Raw genomic sequence first — 13,867 nt, 5'->3', positions numbered from 1 at the left:
CTGATGAGCCAAGACAACGACTTGCGTCAAGAATCAGGAGAAACCGATGGTCTGGTTGGTCATATTGGTGGCACTGTTGCTGATGATCTCGCCAGTGATGTGGCTCAAGCCCAGTGTCAGGCAGCGTCGCATCGTGCCGCTGCGTAACGCGGCGGCCAAGGCAGGGGTGAAGGTGGTACTGGAAAAGCCCCCTCTGCACGGCGTCGAGACCGCCATGCCAGGTTACCGCTGGACGTATCCGGGCGATGCGCCGGGACCAAGATTCCTCTTGGTACGGGCTAGCGAGGCCAGCGATGTGCTCAAGCCCTACGTGGCTGACTGGCGTTGGCGGGTCGAGCCTCTGCGCCCTCTGCCCGAGGCGGCGCGAAACGCGCTTGAGGCAATCCTGACGCGTCTGCCTCAGGATGCGCTGGTCCTCGAGTCCGGCGAATCGGCGATTACCCTGTGGTGGTGGGAATCACAAACTGCCGAACGCTTTCTCACCTACATAGAGGACTTTCGCCAGCTGCGCGACTCTCTGGCCGGCCATGCCGAGCATGTCGGGGGAAGGCGAGGCTTCGGCGAAAGCGCGCCTCGCGACTAGAGTCGTGAAAGCGCTGGGCGGCCTCAGCCTTCGCTTTCCCTGGCCTGGATCTCCAGCCCGTTGTTCTCGATATGTTCCAGCAGGGCATCGAGTCGCTGCACTTCTTCGTCACTCAGGCCGGCCAGCATTTCGCGCCTGGCCTGAGTGACCACCTCATCGATCTGCTCCAGCAGGGGATCTGCCGCCGCGGTCAAGAAGACTCGCTTGGTGCGTCTATCCTGATCGCAGGGACAGCGTTCGATCAGCCCTTGCTCTGAAAGCTGGTCGAGGGTGCGGACCAGGGAGGGTGCCTCGACGCCGATCGCACGAGCCAAGTCGCACTGGGGCTGGCCGTCACCAAGCCGCCATAGATGGTACAGCGTGATCCAGCGCGTCTGCGTCAGGCCTAGCGGAGCGAGACGCCGATCGATGATGGCACGCCACAGGCGAGGCAGACGGGACAGTCGGAAGCCGATGTTCTGGTGCATGGGACTCCGCTTAATCGTTGAATTTGCCGAATTGTCCGGACCCCTTGCGTGTAATGCAACTTGTCGCGTCGTGAAACGGCTAGTCACATTTCGATTAACGGACTAATGGAAAGGTTCCACGTCAGGAGAAAGCATAGCGGATAGCGCCGCCGGAGGGCTGCCGAACCCATCATTGCGGCCAGCCTGCACGGCTCGAAGCCCATGTTGAGTTCGGTGCCATTAAAGCGTCAATGAGGACTTGACGTGCCGGCCCGAGTGCACCAAGCTTTCTCGAATCAAACGGCCGTATGAAATCTGGCACTCCTCCAACGCCAACCTCTGTGTGGAGATTCGTGGATGATCTATCAAGGCAATGCCATCACGGTGGCACGCGGTACCGGAAACGGTAACGCTGACATCGCCATGCTCACCTTCGACCTGAAGGACGAGTCCATCAACAAGCTGTCCAGCGCCGTGGTTGCCGAGCTGGATGAGGCCGTTCAGGCCATTCGCGCCGAGAACGGCCTGAAGGGATTGGTGATCGGCAGTGGCAAGGAAGTCTTCATCGTCGGGGCCGATATCACCGAATTCCACGGTATCTTCGAGAAGGGCGAAGAGTACCTGGTCGAGATGAATCTCAGGGTGCACGAGATTTTCAACGCTATCGAGGATCTGCCGTTCCCCACGGTGACTGCCATCAACGGGCTGGCGCTGGGTGGCGGTTGCGAAGTGACGCTGACTACCGACTTCCGTGTGATGGGCGAGAAAGCCAAGATCGGCCTGCCCGAAACCAAGCTCGGCATCCTGCCTGGCTGGGGAGGCTGCGTACGCCTGCCACGCCTGATCGGTTCGGACAACGCCGTGGAGTGGATCGCTGGTGGTGGCGAGAATCCTGCTGATGCCGCCCTCAAGGTGGGTGCGGTGGACGCCGTGGTGCCAAACGAGCAGCTCGAGGCGGCGGCATTGGACATCCTCGCGCGAGCCAACGCCGGTGAACTCGACTACCAGGCGCGCCGTGCCGAGAAGACCGGACCGCTCAAGCTCAACGCCATTGAGCAGATGATGGCCTTCGAGACCGCCAAGGGCTACGTGGCTGGCAAGGCTGGGCCGCACTACCCGGCGCCGGTCGAGGCGATCAAGGTGATCCAGAAGGGGGCCGGCGAGGAGCGCGCCCGTGCCCAGGCCATCGAGGCCAAGGCCTTCGCCAAGCTGGCGCTGACCGACGTCTGCTACAACCTGGTAGGGCTGTTCCTCAACGATCAGGTGGTCAAGAAGAAGGCTGGCAAGTACGAGAAGCAGGCCAAGGCGGTCAAGCAGGCGGCAGTGCTGGGGGCCGGCATCATGGGTGGTGGCATCGCTTATCAGAGTGCCTCCAAGGGTACGCCGATCCTGATGAAGGATATCAAGGAGGAAGCCATCGAGCTGGGGCTCAAGGAGTCGCGCAAGCTGTTCGCCAAGCAGGTGGAGCGCGGCAAGCTCAGCACCGAGCTGATGGCCGAGAAGCTGACTCACATCCGCCCGACACTCTCCTACGGCGATTTTGGTCACGTCGACCTGGTGGTCGAGGCGGTGGTCGAGAATCCCAAGGTCAAGGACGCGGTGCTGACCGAGGTGGAAGGCCTGGTGGGCGAGGACACCATCCTCACCTCCAATACCTCGACCATCTCCATCACTCGCCTGGCACAGAACCTCAAGCGCCCCGAGAACTTCTGCGGCATGCACTTCTTCAACCCGGTGCACCGCATGCCGCTGGTCGAGGTCATTCGCGGCGAGAAGACCGGCGACGCCGCGGTGGCGGCTACCGTGGCCTATGCCCGGGCCATGGGCAAGACACCGATCGTGGTCAACGACTGCCCCGGATTCCTGGTCAACCGCGTGCTGTTCCCCTATTTCGGCGGTTTCAGCCTGCTGGTCGAGCAGGGTGCCGATTTCCAGCGCGTCGACAAGGTGATGGAGAAGTTCGGTTGGCCCATGGGCCCTGCCTATCTGCTCGACGTGGTGGGCATGGATACTGCCGTGCACGCCAATGAGGTGATGGCCGAAGGCTTTCCTGATCGCATGGCACGCGACGCGAAGACGGCAATCCAGGTCATGTACGAGAACGAGCGCCTGGGCCAGAAGAACGACAAGGGTTTCTACGCCTACGAGGAAGACAAGAAGGGCAAGCCGAAGAAGGTCAGCGACGACAAAGCCCATGAGCTGGTCAAGCAGGTCGTCCAGCAGGAAAAAGAGTTTTCCGACGAGGACATCATCGCCCGCATGATGGTGCCGCTGTGCCTGGAGACCGTGCGCTGCCTGGAAGACGGCATCGTCGAAACCCCAGCCGAAGCCGACATGGCACTGATCTACGGCATCGGCTTCCCGCCGTTCCGTGGTGGCGCGCTGCGCTATATCGACGCCATGGGGGTGGCCGAGTTCGTCAAGCTGGCCGACGGTCTGGCCGAGGAGCTGGGAGCGCTCTATGCCCCCACCGACAAGTTGCGCCAGATGGCCGAGAGCGGCGAGCGCTTCTATCCCAAGGCCCAGGGCTAACCCACCACGAACAGGAGTAATGATATGAGCTTGAACCCGAGAGACATCGTGGTGGTCGACGGCGTCCGCACCGCCATGGCCAAGGCCAAGAACGGCGCCTTCCGTCACGTGCGTGCCGAGAACCTTTCCGCTGCGGTGATGCAGGCGCTGTTCGAACGCAATGCGGGGCTCGACCCGGCCGAGGTCGACGACGTGATCTGGGGCTGCGTCAACCAGACTCTCGAGCAGTCGATGAACATTGCTCGTAATGCGGCGATCATGACCGGCATTCCGCGTACGGTACCGGCCCAGACGGTCAACCGCCTGTGCGGCTCCTCGATGACCGCGCTGCACATCGCGGCGGCCAACATCAAGGCCGGTATGGGCGATTTCTACGTCATTGGTGGCGTCGAGCACATGGAACACGTGCCCATGGCTCACGGGGTCGACGTCAACCCGGCGGCCAGCAAGTATGCCGCCAAGGCCGCCATGATGATGGGCCTGACCGCCGAGCTGCTGGGCAAGATGCACGGTGTCACCCGTGAGGATCAGGACAAGTTCGGCGTGCGTTCGCACCAGCGCGCCGCCGCGGCCAGCGACAAGGGCTACTTCGACAACGAGATCGTTGGGGTCGAGGGGCACGACGAGCGCGGTTTTCGCCAACTGGTCAAGCGTGATGAAGTCATCCGCATCGACGCCAGCCTGGAGGAAATGGCCAAGCTCAAGCCGGTGTTCGATCCGCGCGGCGGTACCGTCTCGGCCGGCACTTCTTCGGCGCTCTCGGTTGGCGCTTCCGCCATGGCGATCATGAGCTACGAGCGTGCACGTGCGCTGGGGCTCGAGCCCATTGCCCGGGTGCTCTCCACCGGCGTGGCGGGCTGTGATGCCTCGATCATGGGCTACGGCCCGGTGCCAGCCTCGAAGAAGGCGCTCAAGGCGGCTGGCCTGTCGTCCGATGACATACAGACCGTCGAGCTCAACGAAGCCTTCGCCGCCCAGGCTATCCCGGTGCTCAAGGATCTAGGCTTCCTCGAGGCCATGGACGAGAAGGTCAACCTCAACGGCGGTGCCATTGCGCTGGGTCACCCGCTGGGTTGTTCCGGCTCGCGTATCTGCACCACACTGCTCAACGTGATGCGCCAGCAGGACACCACCCTGGGGCTCGCCACCATGTGTATCGGTATGGGACAGGGCGTGGCGACCGTCTTCGAGCGGCTCAAGTAACCCTTGCCCCGACCATTCTTTTCTTGCAATGCAGCGGCACCCCTCGGGGTGCCGTTTTGCTAGAGAATGCCGGCCTCGAGCCCAGCTGCCAGGTAGAGGCCTAGCTCCTCCACCTGCTCGGCGAATTCCTCCCGCCACTCGCCGCGCAGGATCAGTGGCTCTTGAACCCAGCGCCAGCGCAGCCCGGTGACAATGCTTTCCACCGCGCGGCGCGTACCGGTGCCATCATGACCGGCGCGCACATAGAGCGCGCAGGGCAGGCCCTGTTTCTCTTCCAGTAGGGGGTAGTAGCTGCGGTCGAAAAAATCCTTCAGTGCGCCGCTCATGTAGCCCAGGTTCTCGGTGGTGCCGAGCAGGACGGCATCGCTGGCACGTATGTCCTCCGGACCCGCCTCGAGGGGGGCTTTACCACAACCTCGACTGCCTCGACGTCAGGGTGTTGCGCGCCGCGCGCGGCGGCGTCCCGCAGGCGTTGGGTATTGGGCGAGGGCGCATGGGCCACGATCAGCAGGCGTTTCATGTTTGACAGTCTAACGGCTTTTTCCGACGCTGTTTCGGCATCATTTCGCTTTGCCAATACAGGAGGAATCACGCTAATGGCTTTTGCACTTTCTAACATGCAACTGGAAAGTTCCGCTTTTCAGTCACATGGTGCGATTCCCACCCGACATACCGGTGAGGGCGACGATACCTCGCCGGCGCTGAGCTGGCGCAGCGCTCCCGAGGGCACCAAGGGGTATGCGATCATCTGCCACGATCCCGATGCGCCTCTCGTTCAGTACGGCAGCTATGGCTTCGTGCATTGGCTGCTCTACAACTTGCCGGGTTCCACCACGACACTGGCCGAAGGTACCAGCGATGGCACGAGGGGCAAGAACGATTTCGGCAAGCTCGGCTATGGTGGTCCCATGCCGCCGGAGGGGCACGGCGTGCATCATTACTACTTTTGGGTGCTGGCTCTCGACAAGCCGACCGATTTGCCCGAGGGGCTTGGGTTGGAGGAGCTGCTCAAACAGCTCGAGCCGCACCTGCTCGGCATGAATCGGCTGATCGGCACCTACCAGCGCGGTTGATCGCTGGCGTAGCTTTCGTCGCAGTCAGGGAGGATTGCAATGCTCGACTGGGTCACCCAGCACGGGGACGACGTCTCCGTGCTGACGGATATCGGTACCCTGATCGTATGGGTCGTTTACGCACAACTCCTCTACTTCAGTTTTCGCCGCCAGCGCCGGCCGCGCCTGCTGATCAACCGGGGCCGTAAAAAGGATATCGATGCCCTTTGCATCATCAGCAACATGAGTGCCGAGCCGGTTTTCATCCAGCACATCATTGCCGAACTGGAAACTTCACAGGGCGTCGTGCGGGTCGACGTGACGGATCGTACCGAAAGCTACAGCGACGGCGACGGCGACGAGAACCGTGAGGGAGACGGTTCCACCCTTGCCACCGACTCGTCTCCCATCGTGCGCGACGGGTCGCATCAGGGGCCGCTGGGGTCAGGCAACTTCGTGCACATCGACAGCTTCGGTGCCCTGACCCGGCGGCTGGCCCACGATGGTGGCTTCGAGATGGAGGGATATCGTCCGCTGAACGACGTCGTGTTTCGCTCTCTGACCATCCGCATCATCTGTATTTACGGTTCGGAGGATCTGCCGATCGGTGCCGAGCGGCGTTTCGAGTTCATCGATCAGCAACCGGGCTGCGGTCTGGTACCGGCAACCTGGGATACCAAAAGACTCTCATCGTCCTGGCAACGGCGGCGATTGTGCCGTGAGATCAGACAGTGGAACCGTGCGGATAATCTTTCGACACTCAGCAACCGTGATTAAGCTCGTCAACGCGATTAGTCAGGATTCGATTACGGTTAATTTTCGTTGCGCAATAGGCCGATACAAACTCGCTTTGCATGCAAACGTTTCCAGGTCTAGGTTGAGTGATTACCAATGGGAAGATTGGCATTTCGCTTGGATTCATGGAGGAGCATGCGATGAAAAAGGACGTACAGGATCTGTTTCCCACGCGCTTGGAGCGCAAGCTGGGGATGTTCGAGCGTATCGATCCCGTTGTCTTCAGCGAGGGGGCCCAGCGCAACGATGGACCTCTGAGCGAGGAGCAAGTACGCGAATACGAGGAGAAGGGCTTTCTTTCGTTTGAAGGCTTCTTTGATCGTGAGGAAATGGAAGCTTTTATCCACGAACTTCGTGAGTATGAACAAGATGATGATCTCAAACTCTCCGAAGGTACCATTCTGGAGCCTGGGCGGGAGGAGATTCGTTCTATCTTCGGCATTCACGAGATATCGGAGCGCTTCAGCCGTCTGACCCGCGATCCCCGGCTGTTGGCCATGGTCGAGCAGTTACTGGGCAAGGACGTATACATTCATCAATCCCGCATCAATTACAAGCCGGGCTTCAAGGGCAAGGGCTTCGATTGGCATTCCGATTTCGAGACCTGGCACAGCGAGGACGGCATGCCACGCATGCGCTCCCTGAGCTGCTCTATCGTATTGACCGACAACGGCGAGTTCAATGGCCCACTGATGCTGATTCCGGGCTCACACAAGTATTTCGTGCCTTGCGTGGGACGCACGCCGACGGACAATTACAAGGAGTCGCTCAAGAGCCAGGACGTGGGCGTGCCTGACAACGCCAGCTTGCGCGAGCTGATGCTCAAGGGGGATATCGAGGCGCCCAAGGGGCCGGCCGGCACCTTGGTGATGTTCGAGTGCAATACCATGCACGGCTCTAACATCAACATGTCATGCTGGCCGCGCAGCAACCTCTTCTTCGTCTATAACAGCGTAGACAACGGCCTGATGAATCCTTTCTGCGGTAACCGGCCGCGTCCGGAATTTCTGGCCAATCGTACGGATTGGAGCGCACTCGAGCCCATCGGCTGAGTCAGCCGTCAGGGGACGGCAGGAGTGCCGTCCCGCTGGGCTGGCGCATGGGCAGGAGACGCTGCGTGTCAGCGATGTGCCTTCACCCGCAAGCGAACGTAATCGGCCGTCCAGTTGCCATGGCTGTCGCGCAGGCTCGGTGTCAACAGCGACTCCGCGTCGTCCAGTATTGCCTCGCGGAGTTCTTCGTCCAGGCCATGCAGGAAAGGATTGGCAAAGGTGGCGAGCCAGCCGGCCATACCGGTAGACAGGCGGGTCGGTCGCGGGATCAGCTCGATGGACTCGACCTTGAATCCTGCCGCTTCCAGAGATTCACGGTACTCCTCTGGTGTGGGAAAGAACCATGGGAAGCGAGCCTTGCCGCTGATGCCTCGCGCCTGGAGTGCCGCCAGCATGGCGGTACAGATCGCTGCGACGTTGCCATGGCCGCCGAATTCAGCCACAAAGCGCCCGCCCGGCTTGAGGGCACGATGGATACTTGCCACCACGGCTTCGTGATTCAGCATCCAGTGCAGGGCGGCATTGCTGAACACGGCATCGAACTCATGTTCGAAGGGCAGGTTGTGGGCATCCAGGACGCGAGCGTCGAGCCCCCGTGCCCGGGCGGCTTCGACCATGTCGATAGCGGCGTCCACGCCCACGACGGTGGCCCCGGACTTCGCCAGCACCTCGGTCAGGGTACCGTCGCCGCAGCCCAGGTCGAGTATGCGTTCGCCGCGGCGAGGGGCGAGCATTCTCGCTACCGTGTCGCCCAGCTCGGCGACGAAATCGGCGTTGTGCATATAGGCCTCGGCATCCCAGCGCTGGCCCGGGGCATTGTGGGGAAGTTCGCTCATCATGGGGCTCCATCGGGGCAGAGAGGCACTTTCCGGTGCGATATGCCTCCATGAATTAAGCATACTCCAATATGCCCTAGCGGTCTTGGCGGGGCACGCTACGTTGCTTGTGGCAACTCCCCACGCGCTGCCAGCTCCTGGGGCAGCAGGGCGGCATGGATGATGCCATGCACCGGGGTGGCGACGCCCACCGCCTGTCCCAGGCGCACTACGGCGCCATTCTGCGACTCCAGCTCGGAGGGTTCGCCAGCCATGATGTTGCGCTGCATGGAAGAGGTGCTCTCCGCTGGCATGGCATCGATGAACTGCATGGCACGGGCGACGGCATCGGCAGGAAAGGCAACGCCATGGGCTCGGGCGACCTGGTCGATCTCCTCGAGCATGGCCTGGATCAGAGCCCGGGTTTCGGGAAGTTGGCGCGTGACGCCGATCGGGGCGCGAGTGATGCTGCCTATGCCGCTCATGGCGCAGATGAACAGGAATTTGCTCCACTGAGCGACGCGAATGTCGTCGGGAATCTCGGCACTGACGCCGTGTACCTTGTCGAATACGGCCTTGAGTCGTGCCGTACGCGCACTGCTATGATTGTCGCGCTCACCGAAGCGTATGAATGGGTCCACGCCGGCATGCCGAATGTGTCCCGGTGCTTCCCGCCAGGCCAGGATCCCGCAGAGTCCGTCGAGCACCGGAGCCTCTCCCAGCACTTCGGCGAGGATGTCGGCGGCTTCCACGCCATTCTCCAGCGGCAGGACCAGGGTATCGGGGCCGACCAGAGGACGAATCGACTCGGCCGCCTCGCGAACCTGCCATGCCTTGACCGCCACGATGACGCAATCCACCTCGCCCAGCGTGGCGGGATCCTCCGTGGCCTTGACTTGCGCCAGGTCGACGTCTCCCTTGATGCTGCTCACGCGCAGGCCTTGGCGTTGCATGGCGGCAAGATGCTCGCCGCGGGCGATAAACGTCACATCCTCGCCGGCTTCGGCCAGGCGCGCGCCGAAGTAGCCGCCGACACCGCCGCTACCCATAATGGCAAATTTCATAGCGTCTCCCGTCTTAGCTGCCTCTTTCCTCGGAGCATAGTGGCAAAGTCGCCAACTGTACCGTTCTCCTGCATCCCGTACCCGCCGCTTGACGATGTCGTAATGGGTCAAGCTTGTCCTGGGTCATGGCAGCCAGCCAACATGCTGCCCAAGCCGTGGCAAATGGGGCAGACTCAGAGTATTGCCTCAGGACGATACGACGCATGAACCGTACCTGCTCCTCCCAAGCGACCAGTGACGAAGCCACCGAAGAGTCGGGGCTGCCCCTCGCTCTTTGTCGCGTGGCGATCGATACTTACCGTGAAAACGTCGCCTACCTTCACCGCGATTGCGACCTGTACCGGGCCGAAGGCTTCCAGGCGCTGTCGAAGGTCGAGGTTCGTGCCAATGGGCAGCGTATTCTGGCGACCCTGAATGTGGTCGATGACGTTGCCATCGTCGGCCATACCCAACTGGGTCTCTCCGAAGATGCCTTTGCCTTGCTGGGGGTAGAGGAGGGACATCCCGTGAGCGTGTCGCAGGCGGAACCACCTGCCTCCATTCCCGCCCTGCGGCGCAAGATAGCCGGTGAGCGCCTCTCGCGTCGGGACTTTCGCGAAATCGTTCAGGACATCGCCGAGCTGCGCTACTCGAAAATCGAGCTGACCGCCTTCGTGGTGGCCTGTGAGCTGGGCGAGCTCGATCGAGAGGAGATCTTCTACCTGAGCGACGCCATGGCACGGGTGGGGCGCCGGCTCGACTGGCATGAGCATCCAGTCGTCGACAAACACTGCATCGGTGGGATTCCCGGCAATCGTACCTCCATGCTGGTGGTGCCCATCGTGGCGGCCCACGGTCTGCTGTGCCCCAAGACCTCGTCGCGCGCGATCACCTCGCCTTCGGGAACCGCCGACACCATGGAGGTGCTGGCCAAGGTGGAAGTGCCCTTCGACGAGCTGGGTGAGTTGGTGCGTACTCACCGCGGATGCGTGGCCTGGGGCGGCACCAGCGAGCTTTCCCCGGCCGACGACGTGCTGATTGCAGTGGAGCGTCCGCTGTCGATCGACTCGCCGGGACAGATGGTGGCTTCCATTCTGTCGAAGAAAGTGGCTGCCGGCTCGACCCACCTGCTGCTCGACATTCCAGTGGGCCCCCACGCCAAGGTGCGCAGCATGCCGGAGGCACGCCGACTGCGTAAGCTGTTTGAGTTCGTGGCAGGGCGTATGGGCCTGGTGCTGGACACGGTGATAACCGATGGCAGTCAACCGGTGGGGTGCGGAATCGGCCCGGTGCTGGAGGCCCGCGACGTGATGCGAGTGCTCACTAACCACCCGGACGCCCCCATGGACCTGCGCCAGAAATCGCTGCGTCTGGCGGGGCGAATGCTGGAGTTCGACCCCGACATTCGCGGTGGCGACGGCTTCGGCATTGCCCGGGACATCCTCGACTCCGGCCGTGCCCTGGAAAAGATGCAGGCCATTATACGCGCCCAGGGAGAGAAGCCTTTCGACATCGACGATCCCGAGCTGGCGCCGCATCGCTTCGAGGTGCTGGCACCCCGGGAGGGAGTGGTGACCGCCATCGACAACCTGCGCCTGGCCCGCATCGCGCGCCTGGCCGGCGCGCCCAAGGCCCAGGGCGCCGGGGTCGATCTGCTGGCCAAGATCGGCGATCGGGTCGAACGGGATCAGCCCCTCTACCGAGTGCATGCCGCCTTTCGTAGCGAACGAGGATTCGCCCATCAGTGCAGTGAGCACGACAGCGGCTACAGTATCGGTCAGTCGGATGAGATCAATCGCCTGAACGTGGAGTTCTGATGCACGCAGCCCTGCTCTATTTCGACGAGGAGGCCCATCCTGCCAGGCGCCTGGCCGCGGCCCTCGCCATCGAGGCCCAACGGGTAGGTCGTCATCGCTTCCCCGACGATGAACTATGCCTTCGGCTGCCCGTTGAGGAATTGCCGACATGCTTGGTGATCTACCGCAGCCTGAACCATCCCAACGACAAGCTGGTGGAACTGATGTTGCTGGCTCGTCACGCACGCGAGCGTGGCGTCGAGCATCTGGTATTGGTGGCTCCCTACCTGGCCTACATGCGTCAGGACATGGCCTTCAACCCGGGAGAGCTGGTCAGCCAACGCCTGGTAGGCGGTTTCCTGGCCGAATCGTTCGACGCCGTGGTCACCGTCGACCCCCACCTGCACCGGATCGAGCGTCTCGACCAGGCAGTGCCCCTGCGCCATGCCATCGCTCTCTCGGGCGCTCCCCAACTGGCGGTGACGATTGCCGAGCGGCGTCACGAGGCGCTGTTGCTAGGGCCCGATGCGGAGTCGGCGCAGTGGGTGGAGAGCGCTGCCCGGGTGGCGGGGCTCGACAGCGGCGTGTGCACCAAGGTGCGTCACGGCGACCGTGACGTCGACATCGCGCTGCCGGATCTGGCCATTGCCGGACGTCGTATCGTGCTGCTCGACGATATTGCCAGCTCCGGCCGTACCCTGGCCCAGGCTGCACAACGAGCACTGGAGGCCGGGGCCGCCAGCGTGGACGTGGCAGTGACCCATGCGCTGTTTGCCGGCGATGCGTTGAGCGTCATTCGCGAGGCCGGTGTGGGAGAGGTGTGGAGTACCGATACCATCGCCCACGAAAGTAATGTCGTGTTCATGGCACCCGTGCTGGCCGAGGCCCTGAGCGTGATCATGGCGGAGCGCTGACGGTACAACCCAGCGCGAATCCGGGCCGGGAGGGCAGGGTCAGCGCGAAGGCCCCGCCCCGCTCCAGTCGTTCGACCTGCTGCGGATGCCAGGCCACGAAGCTGACCAGCATACCGCCCAGCAGTACCTGGCGCGGCAGTGCACCGACCTCACGAATGGCGTCGCGGCTGGTGCGAGCGGGCTTCCCAGGAAGAAAAAAGGCGACCAGGACCTGTGGAGCCTCGAAGTCGTCGATCGCCTGACGGGCGGGAAGCAGGCCGATGACCAGGCTCACGGCGACTGCCAGGGCGGCGAAGCCGGTGGCGAAGGCATGAAGGTCCAGGGAAGGGGCGGACATGGATCAGCCTCCCGTTCCCAGCATGGTGGCAGGCCTGGGGGCTGGCCGCTCGCGAATCGGCAGATGGATCAGGCCCGCAGCGGCTCCAAGCGCGGCGGTGAGCCACCACACCAACTGATAGCTGGCGGTCAGCTCGAACAGCCGTCCACCCAGCCAGACGCCAAAAAACGACCCGACCTGATGACTGAGGAAGATCAAGCCGAATAGCGTGGCCATGAAGCGCGTGCCGAACATCAAGGCAACCAGGCCGGAGGTCAGCGGCACGGTGGACAGCCACAGCAGGCCCATCGTGGTCGCGAACAGCAGCACGCTGGCGTTGGTGATGGGAAAACTCATGAAGAGCACGATGGCCACAGCGCGGGCGAAATAGATGAAGGAGAGTAGCCCGCGTTGGCTGAGGCGGGTACTGAGCATGCCTGCGGCATAGGCACCCAGTACGTTGGCCAGGCCGATGGCCCCGATGGCCCAACCGGCGATTGTTGCGTCCACGCCCTGGTCGTTGAGGTAGGGAGGCAGGTGCACGGTGATGAAGGCGAGCTGAAAACCGCACACCGAGAAGCCCAACAGCAGATAAACGTAGCTGGAATGACGCATTGCCAGGCCCAGCGTTTGCCGCAGCGTCAGCTCCGGCTCCTGCTCGACGCCGGCCGCTTGCAGCGTGCCACGTACGCCAAACGCCAGGCCCAAGACCATCGCGACACCGCCGGCGAGGAGCAGGGCGGCGGTCTGCCAGCCGTAGCCGGCAATGAAGGCCTGTCCCAGCGGGGCAAACAGGAACTGGCCGAGCGACCCGGCTGCCGTGCCCATCCCCAGCGCCCAGCCGCGCTGCGAGGCTGGCACCAGCTTGCCCAATGCACCCAGTACGGTGACGAAGGAGGCACCGCCCATGCCGAGCCCCACCAGTACTCCGGCACTCAACGTCAGAGTCAGCGGCGAAGCGCTTACCGCCATCAAGGCCAGCCCGGCGGCGTAGCACGCCGCTCCCGTGACCAGCACCCGCACGGGGCCGTAGCGGTCGACCAGAGCGCCGGCGAAGGGTTGAGTCAGACCCCAGACGAGATTCTGCAAGGCAATGGCAAAGGCGAAGGTTTCGCGCGTCCAGCCATGGGTTTCGACCACGGGATCGGTAAACAAGCCAAAAATCGAGCGTACGCCGAAAGTGATGAGGGAAATGGCGCAGGCGCAGCCGACCAGCACCAGCAACGCCGGCGCCGAGGATGCCGAGGGAGGCACGGCAGGGGAAGCGGTCATGGTAGTCACTCCAGTAGGCGAGCGAGAACATGACCGCATTGCAACCGA

13 protein-coding genes and 1 pseudogene are annotated in these 13,867 nt (G+C 62.8%); 8 read left to right on the top strand and 6 right to left on the bottom strand.

What is annotated here, in order from left to right; translation table 11 throughout:
• The first annotated feature begins 46 nt into the window (after window positions 1-46).
• Entirely contained in the window at window positions 47-583 is a 537-nt protein-coding gene (locus EKK97_RS15905) for a preprotein translocase subunit YajC (RefSeq protein ID WP_159553352.1), read from the top strand.
• Window positions 584-606: 23 nt separating this feature from the next.
• Here EKK97_RS15905 and slyA read toward each other — a convergent pair whose 3' ends face one another.
• A complete protein-coding gene (slyA, locus tag EKK97_RS15900; RefSeq protein ID WP_159553350.1) occupies window positions 607-1,050 on the bottom strand; it encodes a transcriptional regulator SlyA in 444 nt (147 codons plus the stop codon).
• A gap of 336 nt (window positions 1,051-1,386) precedes the next feature.
• Between slyA and fadB the strand changes: the two genes are divergently transcribed.
• On the top strand, window positions 1,387-3,561 hold the full coding sequence (fadB, locus tag EKK97_RS15895; protein WP_159553348.1) for a fatty acid oxidation complex subunit alpha FadB: 2,175 nt from the start codon (window positions 1,387-1,389) through the stop codon (window positions 3,559-3,561).
• Between the two features lie 24 nt (window positions 3,562-3,585).
• Window positions 3,586-4,764: an acetyl-CoA C-acyltransferase FadA gene (gene fadA / locus EKK97_RS15890; RefSeq protein WP_159553346.1), complete on the top strand. Its 1,179-nt coding sequence runs from the start codon at window positions 3,586-3,588 to the stop codon at window positions 4,762-4,764.
• A gap of 59 nt (window positions 4,765-4,823) precedes the next feature.
• Here the strand turns inward: fadA and EKK97_RS15885 are convergent.
• A pseudogene (locus tag EKK97_RS15885) lies at window positions 4,824-5,284 on the bottom strand (flavodoxin family protein).
• A gap of 76 nt (window positions 5,285-5,360) precedes the next feature.
• Here EKK97_RS15885 and EKK97_RS15880 point away from each other — a divergent pair.
• From EKK97_RS15880 to thpD, 3 genes are all read left to right on the top strand, one after another.
• A complete protein-coding gene (locus tag EKK97_RS15880) occupies window positions 5,361-5,837 on the top strand; it encodes a YbhB/YbcL family Raf kinase inhibitor-like protein (RefSeq protein WP_159553344.1) in 477 nt (158 codons plus the stop codon).
• 39 nt (window positions 5,838-5,876) lie between these two features.
• Entirely contained in the window at window positions 5,877-6,593 is a 717-nt protein-coding gene (locus EKK97_RS15875; protein WP_159553342.1) for a hypothetical protein, read from the top strand.
• 158 nt (window positions 6,594-6,751) lie between these two features.
• On the top strand, window positions 6,752-7,663 hold the full coding sequence (gene thpD, locus EKK97_RS15870; protein ID WP_159553340.1) for an ectoine hydroxylase: 912 nt from the start codon (window positions 6,752-6,754) through the stop codon (window positions 7,661-7,663).
• A 68-nt stretch (window positions 7,664-7,731) separates the two neighbouring features.
• On the opposite strand, the gene EKK97_RS15865 is transcribed toward thpD, so the two are convergent.
• Window positions 7,732-8,499 (bottom strand): class I SAM-dependent methyltransferase, encoded by a 768-nt coding sequence (locus EKK97_RS15865; RefSeq protein WP_159553338.1) that lies wholly within the window; start codon window positions 8,497-8,499, stop codon window positions 7,732-7,734.
• Window positions 8,500-8,597: 98 nt separating this feature from the next.
• Entirely contained in the window at window positions 8,598-9,542 is a 945-nt protein-coding gene (locus EKK97_RS15860) for a 2-dehydropantoate 2-reductase (protein ID WP_159553336.1), read from the bottom strand.
• A gap of 203 nt (window positions 9,543-9,745) precedes the next feature.
• On the opposite strand from EKK97_RS15860, the gene EKK97_RS15855 reads away from it, so the two are divergent.
• The gene (locus tag EKK97_RS15855) at window positions 9,746-11,338 is read left to right on the top strand and encodes a thymidine phosphorylase family protein (protein ID WP_234287153.1); all 1,593 of its coding nucleotides are present in this window, start codon (window positions 9,746-9,748) and stop codon (window positions 11,336-11,338) included.
• Window positions 11,338-12,231 carry a ribose-phosphate diphosphokinase gene (locus EKK97_RS15850; protein WP_159553334.1) on the top strand — a complete coding sequence of 298 codons (894 nt, stop codon included), beginning with the start codon at window positions 11,338-11,340 and terminating at the stop codon, window positions 12,229-12,231. Before EKK97_RS15855 ends, EKK97_RS15850 begins: the two co-directional genes overlap by 1 nt.
• On the opposite strand, the gene EKK97_RS15845 is transcribed toward EKK97_RS15850, so the two are convergent.
• Both EKK97_RS15845 and EKK97_RS15840 read right to left on the bottom strand, forming a co-directional pair.
• A complete protein-coding gene (locus EKK97_RS15845) occupies window positions 12,215-12,568 on the bottom strand; it encodes a hypothetical protein (protein ID WP_159553332.1) in 354 nt (117 codons plus the stop codon). The two genes, EKK97_RS15850 and EKK97_RS15845, sit on opposite strands and share 17 nt — an antisense overlap.
• A gap of 3 nt (window positions 12,569-12,571) precedes the next feature.
• The gene (locus tag EKK97_RS15840) at window positions 12,572-13,819 is read right to left on the bottom strand and encodes an MFS transporter (RefSeq protein ID WP_159553330.1); all 1,248 of its coding nucleotides are present in this window, start codon (window positions 13,817-13,819) and stop codon (window positions 12,572-12,574) included.
• Between the last annotated feature and the right edge of the window lie 48 nt (window positions 13,820-13,867).

The sequence above is a fragment of the Billgrantia tianxiuensis genome, from assembly GCF_009834345.1.
In the GTDB taxonomy this organism is placed as follows: Bacteria; Pseudomonadota; Gammaproteobacteria; order Pseudomonadales; family Halomonadaceae; genus Halomonas; species Halomonas tianxiuensis.
The sequence above is the reverse complement of the archived record's forward strand: the minus strand, read 5'-3'. Positions and strand labels throughout refer to the sequence as shown.